Origin of the sequence: Leptothoe spongobia TAU-MAC 1115 (assembly GCF_018739885.1) — a bacterium.
GTDB classification, from domain to species: domain Bacteria; phylum Cyanobacteriota; class Cyanobacteriia; order Phormidesmidales; family Phormidesmidaceae; genus Leptothoe; species Leptothoe spongobia.
Map to the genome: position 1 here is coordinate 1 of NZ_JADOES010000054.1, position 19,528 is coordinate 19,528.

The window sequence follows — 19,528 nt, forward strand, 5'->3', positions numbered from 1 at the left end:
AGTATTCTCAATGGTTTAGAACTGGAAAGCTCAATTTCAAGCTGGTTCCTCACCCTCAAAAGTAATTGCACAGGTGGGATAATGACGGATTTGTCTCCATTTCATTTGAGAGTGATCGGCCCTTCCATGTCAAAAAATTTGAGCATTTTCTACAAAATAACCTTCCACAGGATGTGTTTCGAGGAAAGGGGATTCTCTGGTTTAAAGAAAGCGACCTGCGCAACATTTTTCAGCTCAGCGGTCCACGCTTTTCCATTGATGGAGAAGAATGGTGCACCCCACCCCGGAACCAGCTTGTTTTTATCGGGCGGCATCTCAATGGCGATGAGATTCAGCAACAGCTGACGGCATGCCTGGCCTGATAATTCAAAAAAATCGTTAGGTTAGCCCCGTGCTCGCCTGACGGGCAGTTGTCCATTCGGCAATTGCTACATCCAGTCTTTCAGTCCTTGGCTGAAGGGGGAGATCGTTTTGCGATGGTCATCTGGACCGGCTGCGCGATCGCTCGATAAACTCAATCAAAATTTACCCACTCGTTATTTATGACCTTTTCCATTTCACCCGACGACATTCGTAATCAGTTAATCACAACTGAAGCAAAAGCCCCTGTCTCAGACGAAGACATGCAGCAAGCCGTACGCACATTGCTGTTAGGGTTAGGAGAAGATCCCGACCGTGAAGGATTACGCGATACACCAAAACGTGTGGTCAAGGCCCTCAAATTTTTAACCTCGGGTTATCATCAGTCCCTGGATGAACTGCTCAATGGAGCTGTTTTCCATGAAGACGCCAATGAAATGGTACTGGTACGCGATATTGATTTGTTCAGTTCTTGTGAGCACCATATCTTGCCGATTTTAGGCCGTGCCCATGTTGCCTACATTCCCAACGGCAAGGTGATTGGATTATCAAAAATTGCCCGTATTTGTGAAATGTATGCTCGACGACTACAAGTACAAGAACGGCTGACTCAGCAAATTGCCAACGCTCTCCAGGGTCTTTTACAGCCTCGGGGTGTGGCAGTTGTTGTCGAGGCGTCTCACATGTGTATGGTCATGCGCGGGGTGCAAAAGCCAGGTTCTTGGACAGTCACCAGTGCGATGCAAGGAGTATTTGCTGACGATGCTCGCACGCGTCAGGAGTTTATGGACCTGATTCGCCACAACCCATCGCTCCATTAAAATTCCACCTCAACGTTTACTCACTCACCGGGAGATAAGCGTGATGCTTATCTCCTTTTCTGCTGATGCAGTCGATGATCCAGACGAAGAGGAGCCTATTTCCTGAATTTGCTCACCAGTAAACCCGTGACCACGGTTGCACAGGCGCTGACAATTTGAGACAAAATTGGTGTTCTCAATCAATGCGAGAGAAATTTTCAGTCTCTTTAGAGATATCGCTGGGTAGTTGAGATTGGATCTGTGTCGCATCGACGATGATGCCAAAGCCATTGCAGGTGTCACAAGGCCCACCTGATCCGTTGCATACTGGGCATATCCCTTCGTGGTTAAGGGATTGCTTGAGCAGACGATCGCCAATCAGCATAATGAGGCCAAATGCTGCCAACAACGCTAATATGATCCACAGGGCAAACATGCCTTATCCTCTAACCTTGGTTCTACAACACCTGATTGTTCGTAACCAGTCACTAACTAGTATTAACCTAGTATTAACAGTTATACCGTTTTTGATTCAGGATCTGAAACGATCTGTTAAAAATGCTACCTGTCAAAGTCTTTCCGATGAAATTATCCCGAGGATCGACAACGTCACAGTAATAACGCTATATCATTCCGATGGTTTCGTGGCTCAAACTGTGCCAGTGGCAATAGTTCAGTTTAACTGTCTGATTGGCAGCTATTTTTCCTGTAGCTGCCAGGATCCATCCCAATCGCTACTGGGAGGTTCTTGCTGGAGCTGCTGACAGCGTTTTACATACAGACGGGTGGCTTGATCGTCGGGGTTGTGGCGTAAGAGTTGGCTGAAGGTTTTAGCGGCCAGGTCAAACTGGCGCTGCTGGTAGAGGGTACGACCTTTGGCGTAGAGGTCAATTTGTTCTTGCTGAGTCGGGGTAAGGGGGTGCGATCGCAAGCCCAGCACCTCATACAGATATACTGGCTGACGCTTACCTCGCACGCAGACATAGTCCAATTCTCTGACCCAGATCGTGTCCTTGCATAGGGCATAGGTATTTTCACTGATGATAATCGAGCAGCCGTAAAATTTAGTCGCGCTCTCAATGCGAGAGGTTAAATTTACCCCATCCCCAATGGCCGTAAACTCCATTCGTTTACTAGACCCAATATTGCCCGTAATTACATCGTCAGAATTAATGCCAATGCCAATTTGAAGCGTGGGTCGCCCCTGACTCTGTTGTTGTTGATTAAAGTGGTCTAGCTGCTGTTGCATGCCAATTGCTGTGATCACCGCCCGCTGAGCATGATCTTCTTGGGGAATGGGGGACCCAAACACCGCCATAATGGCATCCCCAATAAACTTGTCCAGGGTGCCTCGGTGCTCAAAGATCACATCCACCATCGCTTCAAAGTATCGATTGAGCAGCGTTACGATTTCCTCAGGAGACAGCTGCTCCGTCAGGGATGTATAGCTACGAATATCAGCAAATAGAATGGAAACAAACTGTCTAGCTCCACCCAGCTTAGTATTTTTACTATCCAGAAGCTGCTCTGCCAGCTCCTGACTTAGATAGCGGTACATAGTGGCCCGCACGGCCTCCGTTTCTCGTAGGGCCGCTTCGGCTCGTTTGCGTTCGGTGATGTCCTGCACTGTACCGGTAATTCGGTCGGGTTCAATATGCACCTGTTCATTGACAATTCGCTCTGTGCCATTGGGTAAGGTCAGGCGATAGTCAAGACGATAGGGCTTATGGTGAGTACGGGCTACATTCCATGCCAGTCCCACCCGCCGCTGATCGTCTGGATGTACCCGTTCTAGAAACAAGGATTGGCTGGGGGGCACCGCACCTACGGGGTAACCCAGTAGCGTATACAGTTCGTTGGACCAAGCCAGGGCCTTGTTGTTGGGGACAAGATTGTTCTCACCGGTCTTGGTCGTTGCCGTATTGATGGTTTTGTCGATCAATTTCTGATTGAGCCCGATGCTCCAGTCCCAGTTGCCTAGCTGGGCGATGCGTTGGGCATTCGCTAGACTGGCTTCGCTACGGGCCAGTTTGGCCAGGCTTTGCTGACGTTCTGTTACCACTACTGATAGAACGAGGGCCGTGATACTAATGACGGCGGCATAGGTTTGGAGTAGCAGAATGGCTTCCCCCAGGTTGCCGTCGGCCTTGGTGATGAAGGGACCACCGCGATGGACGGCTCCGATGACGGCAATGACGGATACGAGAAAGCTAGCCAGGGTGGTGCCGCGCAGACCTAAGCGTAGGGCAGACCAGACGACGAAGGGGAAGGGCAGATACTCCAGGGGATATTTTGCGATCGCACTATCCGTCTGCGCGCCAAATACCATGGTACTAATGGCCACTAGCATCCCTAAACAGAGACCCAGTTCCCATTTTGAGCCGATGCGTAATGTGATGGCATGTCGCCATCCGGCTGCGATCGCAAGCAAAAGCGGCGTCAGTACCAAAATACCCATCCCATCACCCAGCCAAATGACGATGGCATTTTGGACCAGATTTTGACCTTCAATAAAGCCAAATCCATAGCCCAATGAGGTGCTATAGACAGCATTAACAATGGGCGTCAGCAGCACCCCCAGACCCACAAACGTCAGTAGATCATCCAGCTGCCAGTCATATAGCTGTAAACTCCGTTCCCATCGTCGTCGCAGGACATAACTGCCCACCAGCGCCTGCAGCGCACTGCCGAAGCATAGGACCAGAGACTGCCACCAGGGCACCTGGTCCGCCAGGGAGGCCCAAAGTGCACCTAGGGCAACCCCGACCCATAGTTTTTGCCCATAGACCAATAGAGCAGCTAAGGCAATGCCAGCAGGGGGCCACAGGGGAGAAGCCGCTGCTTGAATATTGAGCGCAGTGGTAGATAGCTGGGCGGCAAAGAAGAAACAGACTGCCAGGCAGCTGACACGCACCCAATAACTGGTGTGCCATTGATGCTCATTTGCCATTGTTTGGTAGATGTCATGGATTGCATGCAACGCTGGGGCTAAATCATGGCTCCAGCAGATCCCTGAAATGATTGTAGATGGGTAAGGACAGAGTACCCAAAATTGATTGGAGGAATGGCCTATGGGAGCTTAGTTTAGGAGTCTCGTTGCTGGATCAGCAACGCCATTTTTTTTATTTGCCCTATTTAGGAATGGAAAAACAAAAAAGACTTTTTAGAGACACTCATTGCCGCAATCATAAAATCTTTATTAAATTTTTTATTTAAGCTAGAAGCCATAAATACCAGGGATCAGCGACTCGTTATTACAAACATTGCTAGTCTCCTTTAGTCGTTGATCCTCATAACATCCTCAAGGTCATCCTTTATGGTATTTACATAACATAAGAAAATATTAATGAGGCCCTATGCAAGCACTAAATAGTCAGCTAGCCGAATGGTCTAGTCAGCCCGGTCCAGTTTCCTGGGAAATGGTGCCTGATTTTATTCAAAAGGCGTTGACTGCAGAGGGTTGCACATTGCTGAAACATCGTCGTGAGCATCCCCTGTTCGCCCATATTCGCTTTCAATACATTCCCCTCGCCTACCAAGGTGATCTCTATTACCTGCAAAGATGGTCCTATCACGAATGGGGTGTATCTCCTAGTCAGACGATATTTTCCGATGAAGGCTCTTCCTCATTGAACGTTCTCAGCAATGGTAGTCTGCTGTCGCTACTAGTCAAGAAGGCTGTTGCTAGTTTCTATGGTGATTTACCCGACAACTCACCGTTGCAGTCATCTTCGTCTGCTAAACGATATACCAATGGCACAATGTTGCCGCTAGCCGGTTAGTCTGTTGTCAACGTTTTTGCCCCCTTCGACTTCGCTCAGGGGGCAGAAGCATCGGCTAAGCCAAGTCGATTGGGGGCAACTCTAAACTTACTAAGTAGGTTATCCAAATTAGGCTTCAGATGCTGAGGCCCCCTGACCTCACCCAATCCTGGGGGAGACTAGACTCAAAGCCCCCAAAATTGGGGGTTTGGGGGCCTTTCGAGGAGGCTGGCTTCTGATCTTCTATCTTATAAATGATTAGGTCAACCCACTTATTCAATCATCTGCTCCAGTTCAATTAGCGGAATTAACCAGGCCACATCATAGGCAGCTAACGTTACATCTAACGTATTATTTACAATCCGCCAGCCTCGACGGCCCATCAGGTCATACCAGTAATTATCTTGAGGAATAGCACAGAAAGGCTTACTGAGTGTATCCGTAACGATTTCAGGGTGGCTATCAGACCTGGCCAAGGGGGCTGATGGCTCTGAGTAGATGCCTGTAACGCCTAACTTCTCCAAGGGAATGCTAATCTGACAGCGTCGCGATGTCACATTGGTCAAGGTCAAGATATGTTGCTCGCAGTCTGGCGAGATCCTCAGCAGAGCAAAGATCGATGGATTTAGCTGGAATACTTTTTGGTCGCCGTTGGGATGAAAGGCCTTATTATTTACCCGAATATCCAGTAGCCGACTGAGTTGAGCAATCATTTGAGCAACCCTGGATTCAGAGTTTTTTAGCTCATGTCGCAGGTCACCATAGTGGATGATTGTACGATTAATATCCCGTTTTACTTTTGTTTTTAAGACGCTTTCAATATTGTTATGGGTGCCAATCAGTCCATGTAGATAAATGCCCGGAACCCCTCTGAGCACCAGGGCAATACTGCGAGAGGCCACCATCCGTTTGATTTGCAAATCTAGCTCTTCATCCTCGCTATCCAAATTTAGAGCGCTAAACCAGGTGGAATTAATTTCATAGGGTTCTTCAATCCCGCCCTCGGCAGTGCGATAGGAAATAAGTGCCCCATGCTCTCTAGCACAGCGGATAATAAAGCTAATCTGTTCCTCAGATAAGATATTTTTGACACCTAATAACCCGACACCATCATGGGTATCAAGGATGTTAAAAAATGTCATAGCATCAGATGGATATGCCAGGGTGTTGACCCATTTTGATAGTTCTGTTGAATCTTCTCGGTAAAAGGTATAGAGCACCAGTGGTGGTAGGGCAAAGTTATACACCATCTGGGCTTCATCATACCCATCACCAAAATAGGTGATGTTTTCCTCATGGGGAATATTAGTCTCGGTGGTTAAAGCCACCTGAGGATCCGCAATATCGAGCACATCTCTAAATAGTCGAATCACCTCGTGAGTCTGGGCTAGATTGGCGCAGGGGGTACCCGGTTCCTCCCACAGGTAGGTGACCGCATCTAGACGGATAATATCGGCCCCTCGGCGTACATAGAGCAGCAGCGTATCAATTACTTCCAGCAGAACTTTCGGATTGGTGAAGTTCAAATCGATCTGGTCTGGGGAAAAGGTGGTCCAAACCCAAATGGGGCCATTAATGGACTGGTACTGGGTCAAAATATCTGAGGTTCGAGGCCGGACAATAATGCCCCTCTGCTCGGAGGTAAGCTCATCAGGGGAATGATAGGTGGTGGCAAAGTTTTGATAATCTGGATTGCCATTGAGCATTTCCTGAAAGGGCATACTTTGGGACGATGCATGGTTGAATACCCCGTCAAACATCAAACGATAGCGTTCACTTAAAGACTCAATATCCTGCCAGGATCCGAGATTGGGATCAACAGTTCTAAAGTCGGTGATAGAGAAGCCGCGATCGGAGCTGTAGGGAAAAAATGGCAGAATATGTAGCGTGTTAAAAACACCCCTAAGACCAGAGGTGCATTCTAAAAACTCTGCCAGCGTCGCTAGCGGAGACGCCGATTCGCTGATCAAGATATCACCATAGGTAATCAGCGCAATGTCTTGTTGGGTAAATCTATCGGCAGGATTAAAATGGCCGTTTTGGGCCTTCATCGCTTCGGTTTTATGGGCAATATGTACCTTGAGCAATCGTTCTAGCTCAGGTAAATGTTGTATGGCAGCAGCTTCACCATAGAGAAATTTCAGTCGTCCCAGGAGCCGTTGTTGTTGTATCTCAGAGAGTTGTAAAAGTGGGCGTGTGTAGTCTGGAGCTGGGCTATAGACTCTTCTCTTTGGGAAATCAAGTTTTGACATACAACATAGAACCTAGATAACGATCGGCCTCTCCCCACGGCTTCATATTTTTATCTAACTTAGAACAGCTAAGGTGCTTGGATTGAACAGGGCAGCATTGCTGTGAGAAGGATTCAATTTCAGGTGTATCGAACCCACAGCAAAGATTGCAAGCACTCCTAAAAATTAGCGTTAGAATCTTGATAAAAGTTGAGACTTTGTATCAAAATACACCATAAATCTAAGGTAAACAGTCGGAGCCATTGTCTTCGTTCCCCCGGCCTTCCCTGTTGCCTCTGCCCATTTTCCCACGGGATTTTTTTGTGCAGATCTCTTAAGTAGGTTGGCCTAATCATTTATAAGATGGAGAGTCAGAAGTTTGACCTCCTCGAATTGCCCCCAAGCCCCCAATCATAGGGGTTTTGAGTCTAGTCTCCCCCAGGATTGGGTGAGGTCAGGGGGCCTCGGCGTCTAAAGCCTAATTTGGATAACCTACTTATGCTTGGCGTGCCAATTTTAGGAGAATATAGTTAATATAAATGAAATTTGGACTTGACAGCGGCTAAATGAGATTTATCCCAGCAACTGAGCATCATTATCCTGCCATTGCCAGTTTAGTAACCTCACCCCAGGAGCTTTATTTGGTTTACCCTAATGGTCATTATCCTTGGGATGTTGAGCAGTTGAAGACCATCGCGACCCAACGCCATGAGTTAACTGTCGGCATCATCGATCATAAGGTTGTTGCCTTTGCTAATTTTTATGATTTAACTCCACAACAGTCTGCCCATATCGGTAATGTCATTGTTGAAAAAAACTATAGGGGTCAGGGGTTTGGCAAAGCTCTGATTCAACATATGGTGCATACCTGTCAAAACAAATATCAGGCTATTCCCCATATTTCTGTTTTTAATGCCAATACCAGGGCCTTAATTTTATACGCAGAGTTAGGATTTGAGCCCTATGCAGTCGAACCAATGCTTGATTTGAATAATGGCAAAGTTGCGTTGATCCATATGAAATACGCTATTGAATAGCTGGATTTATTGAGCATCTCCCAGTTAGTCGATAAGATTGAACGATGCAGGTGGTCCAACGTGGTCTTTTTAAGGAATCAGCTGAAGTCTTCTAGACCCTTTATAGGTATATGATTTTAGAGGTGTCATGCAATACGATGTCAACACTCCTGATGAGTATCTCGGTTTACTGAGTGACGATTGGCGCAAAGAGAAGCTTTTAGCGTTGAGAGAAATCATTTGTGCCCAAGCGCCAGATATAGTCGAAAGCATTAAGTATAAGATGCTGAGCTATGGAGACGACAGTGGTTCTGTATTTCATCTCAATGCGCAGAAAAATTACGTTAGCCTCTATGTTGGCAACATTGACACCATCGATCCAGCTGGAGAGCTGACTCAAAACTTAAATCGAGGTAAAGGGTGTATTCGTTTTACAAAATCGGTGGCTATTTCCCAGACTCAGATAGATGTGTTCATTGAGAAGGCCATTGCTCTTTGGAGGCAGGGAGATGATCTGGGTTGTTAATGGCTAGTTTGCTCTGGAATCGCATTGTCATTGCCTTTGCTACTATTCCTAATCTTAGGGATTGGGAGCTAACCATCATCGGTTTATTGATCTATGGTGTTGTTGCCATGCTCATTGGTATTCCTTCCCAATTTCTGGAGTGGAATCCTTCAGCCAAAAACTGGTTGCGGATTTGCTTTCAGTCGTTTTTTGCCCCAGCCCTGATTGAGGAGATAGGATTTCGGATTTTGCCCCTACCTCACCCTAGCGAGAACGTTTCTTTAGCAATCTGGTGTTTGTGGGGAGGTGTGAGTCTATTTCTATTTGTGATCTACCATCCTTTGAATGGCTTAACCTTCTATAAGTCGGGCTATGCTACCTTTCGTAATCCAACCTTTCTCATTTTAGCCGCACTACTGGGGCTCGTCTGTACGCTTATTTATGGGTTGACCCACTCTCTCTGGCCGCCTGTATTGATCCACTGGATTTCAGTTGTGCTCTGGCTCTGTTGCTTAGGGGGCAATGATCGGCTGTTTGCTCAAGTTGACATGACTCAAACGGATTAGCTGTAATCTGGGGGATCAACTTAATGCGGGACGTTTTCTGGCAGATAGTAGTTGGTAGTGAGGCGTTAAACTCCAGTCAGGGACTAACGACCAACCCCGAACCACTAACTTCCTTCCCTGATCAGAATTTCCCGGCTTACACGGCTACCCGTAATCTGTATTTTGAAATCGTTGCCATTATTTTTTAACAAAAAATGGTCCGAAATAGCCGATGAGCAGTTAATGCTGATCAACTATTTGGAACCACTTTTGATCGTAATCAGTGCTGTCAGAGTAAGAATTTATACTGTGATTTTAGATACCCACTCTTGAACGAATGCGATCGCACTTTCCAGCCAGGTGCAACCCATAAAGTTGCAGATTTCAATAGTCGCCAGCATCATAAGGGTGTTCATAGTTAGTTCTCCAAGACCTTAGCTACCCATACGCCAGCAGTTAGACCCTTACAGATAGAGACTGATGAAGATCGCATGAAGTTCTCCCAGCCCTACAATCACAAACCTTTGCAACATAGATAACAAAGGTCAGCGTTAGTAATGAGCAGTCAAGTTAATAGGACCACAGTTGAGGCAGGACTTGATTCACCAACTGTCGTACCGTCTTATTAACCGTCCGCGCGGTCTGAATATGGGGCTCATCCGGCACAATCGGTATAATCTCTGCCGTAGTCCCAGTCCCCAGCAAGTCCACCACACGATTTGCCGCTTCTAGACCGGTCACATAGGCCTTTTCCTGGGACCAGGAACCGTGACGGGTGACAATCCAATCCCCGCTCATAAATACATTACTTAAGCTAGTTGTTCCCGGCAGCAGATAGCGATAGCTCCCTGGTGCAAAGTGGCTAACGCCCTGGGAGATTCTCACCACCGCTTGATCGACTACCTGGGCTTCCCCAAATGCAGGAATACACCCTGCTAAATCTTTCTGCGTCAGACTGACAACCTGTTCATCGCTTAGGGGCAATAGCTGATTGGCATGGTAGTAATCCACCTCAATTACACTGCCAGGTTCGTCCTGATATTCATCATGGAGGGCATTGAGGTCAAAGAATGTCCAGCCGGTGGTTTCATGAAAGCCAAAGCAGGCATTGGAGGGGAGTGGCACCTCAATCTTGCGATCAAACCACAGCCTGGTGGCCAGTACGTCCACCCCGCCCAAGTTTTGTAAATCTCTAAACTCAGACCGATTTCGTAATACCTCACTGCCCGCAACAATCTTTTTCATCCCGGTAATGCCCACCGAGAAAATCACTGCATCCGCCTCAAATGTCTCGTCACCCCCTATCCCAGTGCAAACAATACCAGTAACGCGATTATCGTCCACCTGCACATCGCTGACCCGCTTATTAGCCAGCACCTTGCCCCCCAGGGCCTCAATCTGTTTTACCCAAGGACGAAAGATCATTTCCCCTACGGTACCGCGACACCAGCGCACATCAAAGTCAGGCTGATGGGCCAAAATAAAGTAGTACAACATGCCAATGGCTGCCGCTGCAGAACACTGTTCCCCCGGTGCAAATAGTCCCACCAACAGCATGGGTTCAAAGGATTCTTTGTACAGACGTTCTGACACACCGTATTGCTTGAATAGCTCGCGGGCCGTCATGCCGTCATAGCGTTTCCAGGCATCATCGGAGTTATCAAAGTCCACCACTGCATAGAGCAGCGGCAGTGCTGATAGCCGATCCGCCAGGGGCAGTCGCTTAAACTGGGTGTAGACAAAGGTGCCCATGGGGCTAGGTAGATAGGGCATCGCCTGGAACAGGGGCGACTCCACCTCTAAGCCAGCGGGTGAATATTGAGACGAACGAGTGTAGGGAGTAAAGGGTTGAATCCCCAGCTCGTCCGCCAGGGAAAAAATATTGTTGTAGGGATACCAGAAGCCATGGATACCGGCCTCTACAGAGCGTCCGCCAGGGGTTTTCCACCCGGCCACTAATCCGCCGGGCTGGGGACCTGCTTCTAGTAGGGTCACATCGTAGCCTTGTTTTGCCAGGTGGTAAGTGGCTCCTAGTCCGGCCCAGCCAGCTCCGACAACGATTACTTTTTTTTGGGGTAAAGTTTTGTAATGCATTGCAAAAAGGTAAGTTTTTAACCTGACAAGTCTTACAAGGATACAACTGCTTAAACAAGCAGATGGCTCTGGCTACCGAATTTAATTAAGCCCATGGAACAGACGCTCAAACTTGCCGCAAAAGCTGGTGATCCAAATGCGATCGCACAGTTAATTGCTCAAGCCCTTAGATCTAAAAAAATCACGGCTCGAGCAGTCAGAACTGATACTAAGCTTGTTATTCTCCTTAGCGCCGAGGAAACGCCTGCCCATAGCCAGGCCGATTTTATCAAAAAAGGATTGGCTAAGATTCAGCCCCAAGGCATTAAAACCGTAGCCGTGAGGGCACAAAATGCATCCTCTACCAGGATAGCCTGGGCCAAACAATGGTATCTGTTGCAACCAACCCAATCCCCTCAGCCGCACTCCTCCCCTGCAAGCCCAGAAGCGTCTACCATTGCACCGTCTGCTCAACCAATCTCCCGTGACCAAGATGTGACCAGCCATTCATCTGCTCTAGGGCAGATCGCACCGCTTGCCGGGGACGTAGCCCAGCCTGCTGATACCGGCATTTGGCGAGACAAAAATCTTCTGGTTATGCGGCGAGGGGCCCAGCTGCCCGATCGCTGCATCAAAACAAATCAGCCAGCCCAAGGCAAACGTTATCAAGCCGAATTACGATGGTTACCCTGGTGGTATATTTTTCTGGGCGCTATTTCACTCTTTGCGGCGATCTTTTTAAGCCATAGAGCCACTCTCTCTGTCGGTATGACAGAAAGACAACTAAAAAAATATAAACAATCGGCCTTCGTAGGATGGATACTCACAGCTTTAGGCGTTATCTTGTGTATCGCGCCCTTAGCTCTACCAATTGACAAATACCCCGAGTGGGTTAAGTGGATATTGATTTTAGGCCTTATCTTGTTATTGATTGGGCCAGTTATCAGTTTGATTGTGGCTAGACCTGTCAGTATTGCCACCATTCGAGGTGATTTCATCTGGCTAAGAGGCGTTTCTAAGCCATATTTAAACCGTTTGCCAGAGTGGCAACCCGCCCGCCAGCAACAGGCTATTAAAGCAACTGTGGCTCAGTCAATAAAGCCATGGCATCGCTGGGAGGCTCGTCTCTTTGATAGCTTTATTTCATGCCTATTAGCAGTAGTTCTGTTGGATATCTTCTGGCCATCTGTCATAGAGCTGACCTTTAGCAATCAAGCGCATGATATTGCCTTTACTGCAATTATCTTACTCTTGCATGCTGTTCTCTTTGAGCCGATCCTCCTATGTTCCTGGGGGACTACACCAGGCAAAGCTCTTCTAAGAATTCAGGTACGACAAAGAAATGGTCAAAAATTGAGTTACTTACAAGCGGTCAATCGTTCTCTTTCAGTTGGCGTTGGTGGAATGGCCCTGGGTATTCATCCAATATCATTATTCACGATGTTATCAGGGTACCGACAGCTAACCACCAAAGGTATTACCACCTGGGACCGCGTGGGAGGTTTTACCGTCTCCCATCAAAAAGTCTCTGTTTTGAGACGAAGTGTGATTGCGGCCTTAATTGGATTATTTGTTTTTCTGGGGGTTGTAGGCACTATCGTAGAGGAGTCTGGCTACGCTAATCACTCTATTGCCCAAGAATCAATTGTCAATGGCGACAACTTTTTAAATGCAGCGCAATATCAAGATGCCCTGGAGGCCTATGATGATGCCATCGAGATCGGAGCTAATGATGCTGTTACATGGGGGAACCGAGGTTTTGCCCTACATGGGTTAGAACAGTACGAAGAAGCCCTTATTTCCTACGATAAATCTATCAAGATTGATGCTAATGATGCCCTTGCCTGGAATGCACGAGGTAATGTGTTAAGTGACTTAGGTCGTTATGAAGAAGCCGTTGCTTCATACGATAGAGCGATTGAACTCGAACCCCATAATGCCTTTATATGGACACATCGTGGTCTCGCCTTGGGTGTCCTCGGTAAACATGAACAGGCATTAGCGTCTTTGAAAACGGCCCTCGATCAGGATAGGAATGATGCTTTTATTTGGTTTGCCCATAGTAATTTGCTATATAAAATGGGTAAGTATGCAGAAGCTCAGAGCGCTTACCAGAGAGCGATCAGTCTTGAGCCCAGTTTGATAGATGAAATCAATAAAGTAAACGGTCTATAGCTTCAGCTGTGCTTACGATCTCAGTCATCTTAACCACGAGGTATTGGATCCTCACTCCATCAGACAAACCTAACGCTACGTCAGCAATTTGTAATTAACCGATTCCTTTAAGTACTTGCTTCATCTGGTTTATGGGCGACCTGGGTGAGGACGTTGCGGGTGGCTTCAGCGCTAAAGCCTAATACCAGTAGGGCAAAGTAGTCTCCTAACCCCTTTTCGCCGAATGTGGGTTTTGATAGGTAGAGTTCGTTGAAGCCTCCGCCTGCTAGAAGTAGGAATGAGATCAGGTAGCTGGAGGCATAAAAGAGACGTAATCGGCCTGGAGCTGTTTGCCATAGATCTGAGATGATCTTGCCCCATTGCTTTGAATTGTTAGAGACAGTAGGCACAGATAATGAGGTTGGCACTAATTCTAATTCTGGTGATGTATTGGCTCCCAGGCTTTTTGCCTGCATTGTCCCTAGAGATTTAGCGCCTGAGGCTTTTAGCTTTTCTTCTGTGTCGTTAAGCTCAGTTTCTAGGGTGCTGAACTCGGTCTCATCAGACAGTTGTAGGGTGTAGAGTTTTTGTTGTAGCTGATCGATTTTATCTTCCCAGTCTAATGGTTGGTCGGAGTCTAAGGTGGTTGCCAAATCTTGCAGGTGTTCTACTTGCTTTTGTAGTTGGAGAGACTTATTGAATTGTTGTGCCAGGGTATCTAATTGTTGTTGAAAATCAGTAGGACTCTCTACATCTGGGGCCATCTGCATGGTGATGGCGAGTTTACGGCTGATGGCCTGGAGTAGGAGAAATGTTGGGAACTGGGTTTGTTGGGTTTTGATGCGATCGCAAAGCCCCTCATAATAATCAAACTGGATGTTCCAGTTGGGGCGATACTGCAACCATTTATGCCAGGTTGTACGGGCTGATGTGAGGGCAGATTGGGCCTCGGTCAGTTCTTTGGCGGTTTTAGCTTGCTGGGCAATGGTTAGATGCATATTGGCCCGCTCCCAGAAAGCTTTGGCGGCATCGCGATCGGGGGCAATCTGCTTGCGTAGATTATCTAGGCTGACCTGTACTTCGTCGCTCAGTTTGCCTTTGGCACTGTAGGTGGAAACGGCCATACCGATGGCGATGCCAATGAGGAGGGTGACCAATGGTAGCTGCCATGGATCTTTGACTCGTAGGGTGATGGGTATGGATTCGCTTCCTTCGGTGTGGGTAAACCGGATTTCGCCTGTGAATTCTCCGCTCTGGGCCTGGCTCAAGTCAATCTGAAGCGGTAGCTGGACCAGGGTATTGGCCGGAATTTGGTCGGGCACTGACTCTAGCTTGATAGCATCGGCAGCGATGACGGCACTATCGTCATTAGCATGGGCATCCAAGGCAATGGCCTTGAAGTTAGTCACCTTTTCCGTTGGCTGTAGTGTGAGGGTACGGCTGACCGAATCACCCTTGACGGCTTGCATGGTGACGACGTTCGGTGTAGCGGCTAGATCAGCATGGGCCTCGGTTGAAATTAGCCAGAAACCAGTGGCTAACAAAAGAATCTTAAAAAAAGGACCCAGGCTGAATTTCATTTCTAGAATAGAGGCGAAATTACTCCAGCATCGTAACTGATCGCTTTTTTGCTATGGGCCAGTTATTTACACAAGGTCATGCTTGTATCGTGGGTGTAGGGGCTGATTTACCGAATACGGTCAAGGATGCTCAAGGGATCGCTGATATTCTGCGGGATCCAGAACGATGTGCCTATGAGTCTGACCAGGTACAGTTGCTGACGGCAGAGCAGGCGACTCGGGCTGATATTTTGGCCGCATTGGATAAACTAGCCGCTACGACTGATGCAGAGGCGACGGTGCTGGTTTATTTTTCGGGCCATGGCTATCAGGTGGCGAGTCCCATGGGGGAGGCATATTATTTGATGCCCCATGGTTATGACCAGAAGAAGCTTTATCAGACTGCGATTAGTGGTGCTGAGTTTACGGCTAAGCTACGGGCGATTCCGGCGAAGAAGTTGGTGATTTTGCTGGACTGTTGCCATGCGGGTGGGTTGAGTGGCTTAGAGGATTTGGGGCTGGAGGCGGCGAAGGCTCCGTTGCCACCTGAGGCGCAGGCGTTGTTAGCGGAGGGCAGTGGTCGTGTAGTAATTGCGTCTTCGACAGCGGAGGAGTTGTCGTTTGCGGGGAAGCCCTACAGTGCGTTTACGTTAGCGGTGATTGAGGCGTTGGCGGGGACTGGGGTGGCGCAGAAGGATGGGTATGTGCGGGTGAGTGATTTGGCACTGCATGCGCGGGAGGTGGTGCCTCGGCGGACGCGCAATCGGCAGCATCCGATTTTGAACTTTGAGCAGGCGGATAATTTTGTGTTGGCTTACTATGCAGGTGGGGAGGAGCAGCCGAAGGGTTTGCCGTTTGAGGTGGTGCCGGAGATTGAGGAGGAGCCTGGAGCCTTTGCTCAAGGCGGTACTCAAGTCATACAGAATGTGACTCAGCAAGGAAAGTACAACATCAATATTGGTCAGGCCAGTGACTTACGAATTGGTGATGGATAATAATCAAAAGTCATACGGCTCTTGAAAAAATTTTAGTTAGACACAATGAATCTGCCTGAGCAACTTACAACCATCATTGAGCGTATATCTCAAGGTGAGCATACAGAGGATGATTTGAATACTCTATGCACCCTATTAACTTCAGGCGAACAAGCCGATCTACTACAGCTAGGTAAATACAATATTAATATTGGTCAAGGGCAGAATATTCAGATTACAGAGACAAATATAGGAGTGCTCTATTTTTAGGGGTATTTCTACTTTTTTCGACGATTTTAGCTGCTGGTATTGCTGTAAATCAATATCTGCACAATAATAGATCTGAATCTCTTCAAAGCTTAACTGGATTAGCCATTAGAGAGAATGGCTAATGACTTCTTCTAATGATCCTTTGGCAATTATTGATCGTATTGCGACTGGTCAAGCGACAGAGGCTGACCTGGATGTTATCCGGCGAGTACTTCTTAGTAGCGAAGCTCAGATGTTCTGAATTTTCTAAATAGAAGTGCCCTATATATCTTAGGCAAAAGAATCGGAATCTAATTTCACATACCTTTGAGACGATCAAGTTTGCTTTGAAAATCTTCAATATCTTCTTTCATCTTCTTTACGTATGGGTCCTCGTGAACAGAGAAGTTAACGATAGAACCTTTTGTCACAGATCTCTGAAGTATAGTAGCAATATTTTCCTCTTCTTCCTTAGACATCTGAGGTTTAACCTCACCAATTCTTACGCCATCAAGATTTATATCAATAACCTCACCTTTTTTGTTTGCCCTCTCTTTTAATTCTGATATGACAACGCCAATTGAAATAACACTGCAATTGACTACGTTTCCAATTATCTGAGCAAGACCTGAGAGATCCTTTAGGCTTAGACGCCCAAGGTAAGTACGGAGCTCCTTACGAAGACCCTTAATTTTTTCTTTGCTCGCTCCGTTGATTCGATTTCTGATGTTTCCCAGGAATGTATTATGCTGTGCTTTTTTTTCTTTTTTTTCTTTTTTTTCTTTCTTTTCTTTCTTATTCATACCTTATTCCTTCTAGACTTGATTTTAAAGTCATTCATTTTTTAGAGGTTTGATATGGGCAAGAGTATTTTTCTTTGAATATTTTCTTTGGTTTTAAGACCAAGATTGGAAGAATGATCTAAATACTGAACAAGAAGTTTGCTTCCCTTAAAATACAACTCTAATAATTTAAGCTCATTTTCATTAAAACTCCAATCATACTTAATTTTTCTATAATTAGTAAGAATTTCACTCAGGTTATCAATCCATTCAATCCCCAATGATTTCCACCACTCTTGGACTTCCTTAGTACTTAAACTGTTTAGTTTTGTCAGTTCTTGTCTAAGTACCTCTAAGGACTGTTTTAATTCAGAATCAAGATTTATTGAAAGAGGCTTGTTATCAAGAAAATCTTCGAGGTGACTTTCAAGAACACGACTCAGAAGGCTAGTATGAATAAAATTTGCTTCTAGCGTATTTTTTTTATTGAGATCAAGGGCCAATGCAAAGAAACTAGTGAGGGCACGATCAATAACAATATCACTACTTGTATTGGAAGTGTTATCCAATCCAATTGCTATTGTGAGCAGCTTATCGAGCGAGAAATTGGGCTCTAAAACATTAAGTAGCGAAACAACACTATCACTGGCATCCTTACTAGGCGTATTAAGATTTAACGAATGGTTTAGTGCGTTAGCGCAATAAAACGCTCGGATTGAGGCTTGTAGCCTAGTATGATTCTCTTCGATTGCAGAATTACTTTTTTCTTGATTTTTGTCAACAGATACTTCAGACAAGGCTTTTTGATTAACTGTATGAAAAAAATGTTGTATATTAGAGCTATTCTTTAAGAGTAGAGATAAATTTATCTGCATTGAATGCACCAGCAAGTTTGAATCTTCAAGCTTTTCTGCAATTAGCATGAAAACTTCTTTCCATTGTTCTTCATAAATATTGACAGCTAGTTTCTTAGCTGTTTCGGAGCAAGAAATTATGTCGTGATTAGTGATTATGTAGTGAGCTGCAAAATATTCCTGAAATGTTGGATGTAGAAATGCATACACTGCTTTCTTATGATTCTTTGATTCCACGCCAATCCTATTTAACCAACCTAATCGTAATGCTAATCTGAAAAAAGATTCGTCTTCGTCTGGTTGACCTAAAAACCTACAAATGAATTCATGCGGCAAACAAAATTGGAACTCTTTATTGTCAATCGCTTCACAGGATAGCTTGCCTAACGCTTTGTAGAGTTGTTCTTGTTGTGCTTTTGAGGCAGAGAATTTTGCCCGCTTCCATTCATGAAAATCTTCTACGAATGTCTCATATAACTCTGTTTTCGTATCTGGCAGTATACCTTCTCTTGAATGCCAATTAGAACATAGAAGGGTCAGCCGCAATGGGTTCTTGATTAGATCTTGGATGCGTGACTTCTCTGGGCGTTTTAACTCTGCACACAATCTCTTAGCTTGGGCTTCTTGCCTTTCAGGTAAAGCATCAAACCATTTCCCAATAAATTGCTCTACCTGCATTGGATATGCAAACTCTAATGTACGATAGGTGTCAAACATTTCCAATGCATGATAATTGCTATCCCAAATATTCAAGCGACAGGTCAATACAATTCTTGCCTGTGACAGGAAGCCACCTAACCTTATCTGACGCTCAATCTCACTTAAGGGGCTGCCAGACGAAACCGACATCTCATCTACACCATCTAGCAACAGCCAGACCTTGCTTTGTCGAAACTGATTCACAAACTCATCCTTTAACTGAGGTGAAGCTTTTGCCTTTCCTTGTTGCCTGGTAAACGACTCCAACCGCTGCTCTAACAAATAGTCCTCTAGGGAGTTAGTCTGTAAATCTGCCAGAGAAATCCAGATGATAATCGTTTCATCAAGTTTTTTAGATGCCCAACGAGCAATTTTTTGTAGCAGTGTTGTTTTTCCTGCTCCCGGTTCACCAATAATAGCAATTCGACATCCCGCACTTCGAGGACTTTTGCCTTGATACAAAACCTCTTTCAGAAATGTTTTATGCTCGAACTCTTGGACAATCTCTATCTCTTCATATAGCTGTGAGCCATACTCTGGTAGTATATTATTCTGGCGTCTAGATAGTCGTTTACGTTCTACTAACCCTAAAGGTATGTATACTTGCTCAGCTTGGTAAGAGATGTTCTCAGCAGACGTCAATGGATTTGTTGTTAAGCTCTGGATCATCTGCTTATTGAGATATTCTCGACTCACTTGTGGCCAATCAAAATTATTTGAGCCACATTCTAGTAATTTCTTAAGCTCTTCAACATCGATATGCAGTCTGTCACCAATATGAACTTCCCTCCCCTGAATTTTTCCAATATTGGTGTTATTTTGTCCGTCCTGAGCAACATGTTGTAGGATATCCCCAACCATTTTGAGCCCTTGTCGTAATTGAGCAATTGCTGCTTCATCACGATCACCTGATAGAATTCGCTCCAAAATAGAAATCAGTTCATCAGAATCGGACATGATTTATGA

Annotated in this window: 17 protein-coding genes and 1 pseudogene; 11 read left to right on the top strand and 7 right to left on the bottom strand. The window is 46.1% G+C overall.

Going from position 1 to position 19,528, the window contains the following annotated elements; translation table 11 throughout:
- Window positions 1-68: 68 nt before the first annotated feature.
- Window positions 69-362, top strand: a pseudogene (locus IXB50_RS19785) (GTP-binding protein); the annotation flags it as partial.
- A gap of 180 nt (window positions 363-542) precedes the next feature.
- Window positions 543-1,181: a GTP cyclohydrolase I FolE gene (gene folE, locus IXB50_RS19790; RefSeq protein ID WP_215610725.1), complete on the top strand. Its 639-nt coding sequence runs from the start codon at window positions 543-545 to the stop codon at window positions 1,179-1,181.
- Window positions 1,182-1,356: 175 nt separating this feature from the next.
- On the opposite strand, the gene IXB50_RS19795 is transcribed toward folE, so the two are convergent.
- Together IXB50_RS19795 and IXB50_RS19800 are read right to left on the bottom strand one after the other, a co-directional pair.
- Complete coding sequence (locus tag IXB50_RS19795; protein ID WP_215610726.1) at window positions 1,357-1,596, bottom strand: hypothetical protein; 240 nt, start codon at window positions 1,594-1,596, stop codon at window positions 1,357-1,359.
- A 261-nt stretch (window positions 1,597-1,857) separates the two neighbouring features.
- The gene (locus IXB50_RS19800; RefSeq protein ID WP_215610727.1) at window positions 1,858-4,110 is read right to left on the bottom strand and encodes an MASE1 domain-containing protein; all 2,253 of its coding nucleotides are present in this window, start codon (window positions 4,108-4,110) and stop codon (window positions 1,858-1,860) included.
- A gap of 406 nt (window positions 4,111-4,516) precedes the next feature.
- Between IXB50_RS19800 and IXB50_RS19805 the strand changes: the two genes are divergently transcribed.
- Window positions 4,517-4,942, top strand: coding sequence for a hypothetical protein (locus tag IXB50_RS19805; RefSeq protein ID WP_215610728.1), 426 nt, complete (start codon window positions 4,517-4,519; stop codon window positions 4,940-4,942).
- A 251-nt stretch (window positions 4,943-5,193) separates the two neighbouring features.
- On the opposite strand, the gene IXB50_RS19810 is transcribed toward IXB50_RS19805, so the two are convergent.
- The gene (locus IXB50_RS19810) at window positions 5,194-7,173 is read right to left on the bottom strand and encodes an alpha-amylase family glycosyl hydrolase (RefSeq protein WP_215610729.1); all 1,980 of its coding nucleotides are present in this window, start codon (window positions 7,171-7,173) and stop codon (window positions 5,194-5,196) included.
- A gap of 545 nt (window positions 7,174-7,718) precedes the next feature.
- Here IXB50_RS19810 and IXB50_RS19815 point away from each other — a divergent pair.
- The 4 genes from IXB50_RS19815 to IXB50_RS19830 all read left to right on the top strand — a co-directional run bounded on the left by IXB50_RS19815 (window position 7,719) and on the right by IXB50_RS19830 (window position 9,427).
- Window positions 7,719-8,189 (top strand): GNAT family N-acetyltransferase, encoded by a 471-nt coding sequence (locus tag IXB50_RS19815; protein WP_215610730.1) that lies wholly within the window; start codon window positions 7,719-7,721, stop codon window positions 8,187-8,189.
- 127 nt (window positions 8,190-8,316) lie between these two features.
- A complete protein-coding gene (locus tag IXB50_RS19820) occupies window positions 8,317-8,694 on the top strand; it encodes a DUF1801 domain-containing protein (protein WP_215610731.1) in 378 nt (125 codons plus the stop codon).
- The gene (locus IXB50_RS19825) at window positions 8,694-9,239 is read left to right on the top strand and encodes a CPBP family glutamic-type intramembrane protease (RefSeq protein WP_215610732.1); all 546 of its coding nucleotides are present in this window, start codon (window positions 8,694-8,696) and stop codon (window positions 9,237-9,239) included. The genes IXB50_RS19820 and IXB50_RS19825 overlap by 1 nt, the downstream gene beginning before the upstream one ends.
- 23 nt (window positions 9,240-9,262) lie before the next feature.
- Window positions 9,263-9,427: a hypothetical protein gene (locus tag IXB50_RS19830; protein ID WP_215610733.1), complete on the top strand. Its 165-nt coding sequence runs from the start codon at window positions 9,263-9,265 to the stop codon at window positions 9,425-9,427.
- Between the two features lie 361 nt (window positions 9,428-9,788).
- Here the strand turns inward: IXB50_RS19830 and IXB50_RS19835 are convergent, their stop codons facing one another.
- Window positions 9,789-11,312 (bottom strand): hydroxysqualene dehydroxylase, encoded by a 1,524-nt coding sequence (locus tag IXB50_RS19835; protein ID WP_215610734.1) that lies wholly within the window; start codon window positions 11,310-11,312, stop codon window positions 9,789-9,791.
- A 93-nt stretch (window positions 11,313-11,405) separates the two neighbouring features.
- Here IXB50_RS19835 and IXB50_RS19840 point away from each other — a divergent pair, with 93 nt between their 5' ends.
- On the top strand, window positions 11,406-13,466 hold the full coding sequence (locus tag IXB50_RS19840) for a tetratricopeptide repeat protein (protein ID WP_215610735.1): 2,061 nt from the start codon (window positions 11,406-11,408) through the stop codon (window positions 13,464-13,466).
- A gap of 107 nt (window positions 13,467-13,573) precedes the next feature.
- Here the strand turns inward: IXB50_RS19840 and IXB50_RS19845 are convergent, their stop codons facing one another.
- A complete protein-coding gene (locus IXB50_RS19845; protein WP_215610736.1) occupies window positions 13,574-15,025 on the bottom strand; it encodes a hypothetical protein in 1,452 nt (483 codons plus the stop codon).
- 53 nt (window positions 15,026-15,078) lie between these two features.
- On the opposite strand from IXB50_RS19845, the gene IXB50_RS19850 reads away from it, so the two are divergent.
- From IXB50_RS19850 to IXB50_RS22285, 3 genes are all read left to right on the top strand, one after another.
- Window positions 15,079-15,999, top strand: coding sequence for a caspase family protein (locus tag IXB50_RS19850; RefSeq protein ID WP_215610737.1), 921 nt, complete (start codon window positions 15,079-15,081; stop codon window positions 15,997-15,999).
- A gap of 45 nt (window positions 16,000-16,044) precedes the next feature.
- On the top strand, window positions 16,045-16,248 hold the full coding sequence (locus tag IXB50_RS19855) for a hypothetical protein (protein ID WP_215610738.1): 204 nt from the start codon (window positions 16,045-16,047) through the stop codon (window positions 16,246-16,248).
- Window positions 16,249-16,369: 121 nt separating this feature from the next.
- Complete coding sequence (locus tag IXB50_RS22285; protein WP_246564746.1) at window positions 16,370-16,489, top strand: hypothetical protein; 120 nt, start codon at window positions 16,370-16,372, stop codon at window positions 16,487-16,489.
- A gap of 55 nt (window positions 16,490-16,544) precedes the next feature.
- On the opposite strand, the gene IXB50_RS19860 is transcribed toward IXB50_RS22285, so the two are convergent.
- The gene (locus IXB50_RS19860; RefSeq protein ID WP_215610739.1) at window positions 16,545-17,030 is read right to left on the bottom strand and encodes a hypothetical protein; all 486 of its coding nucleotides are present in this window, start codon (window positions 17,028-17,030) and stop codon (window positions 16,545-16,547) included.
- 41 nt (window positions 17,031-17,071) lie between these two features.
- Window positions 17,072-19,519 carry an NACHT domain-containing protein gene (locus IXB50_RS19865; protein ID WP_215610740.1) on the bottom strand — a complete coding sequence of 816 codons (2,448 nt, stop codon included), beginning with the start codon at window positions 19,517-19,519 and terminating at the stop codon, window positions 17,072-17,074.
- Window positions 19,520-19,528 lie beyond the last annotated feature (9 nt).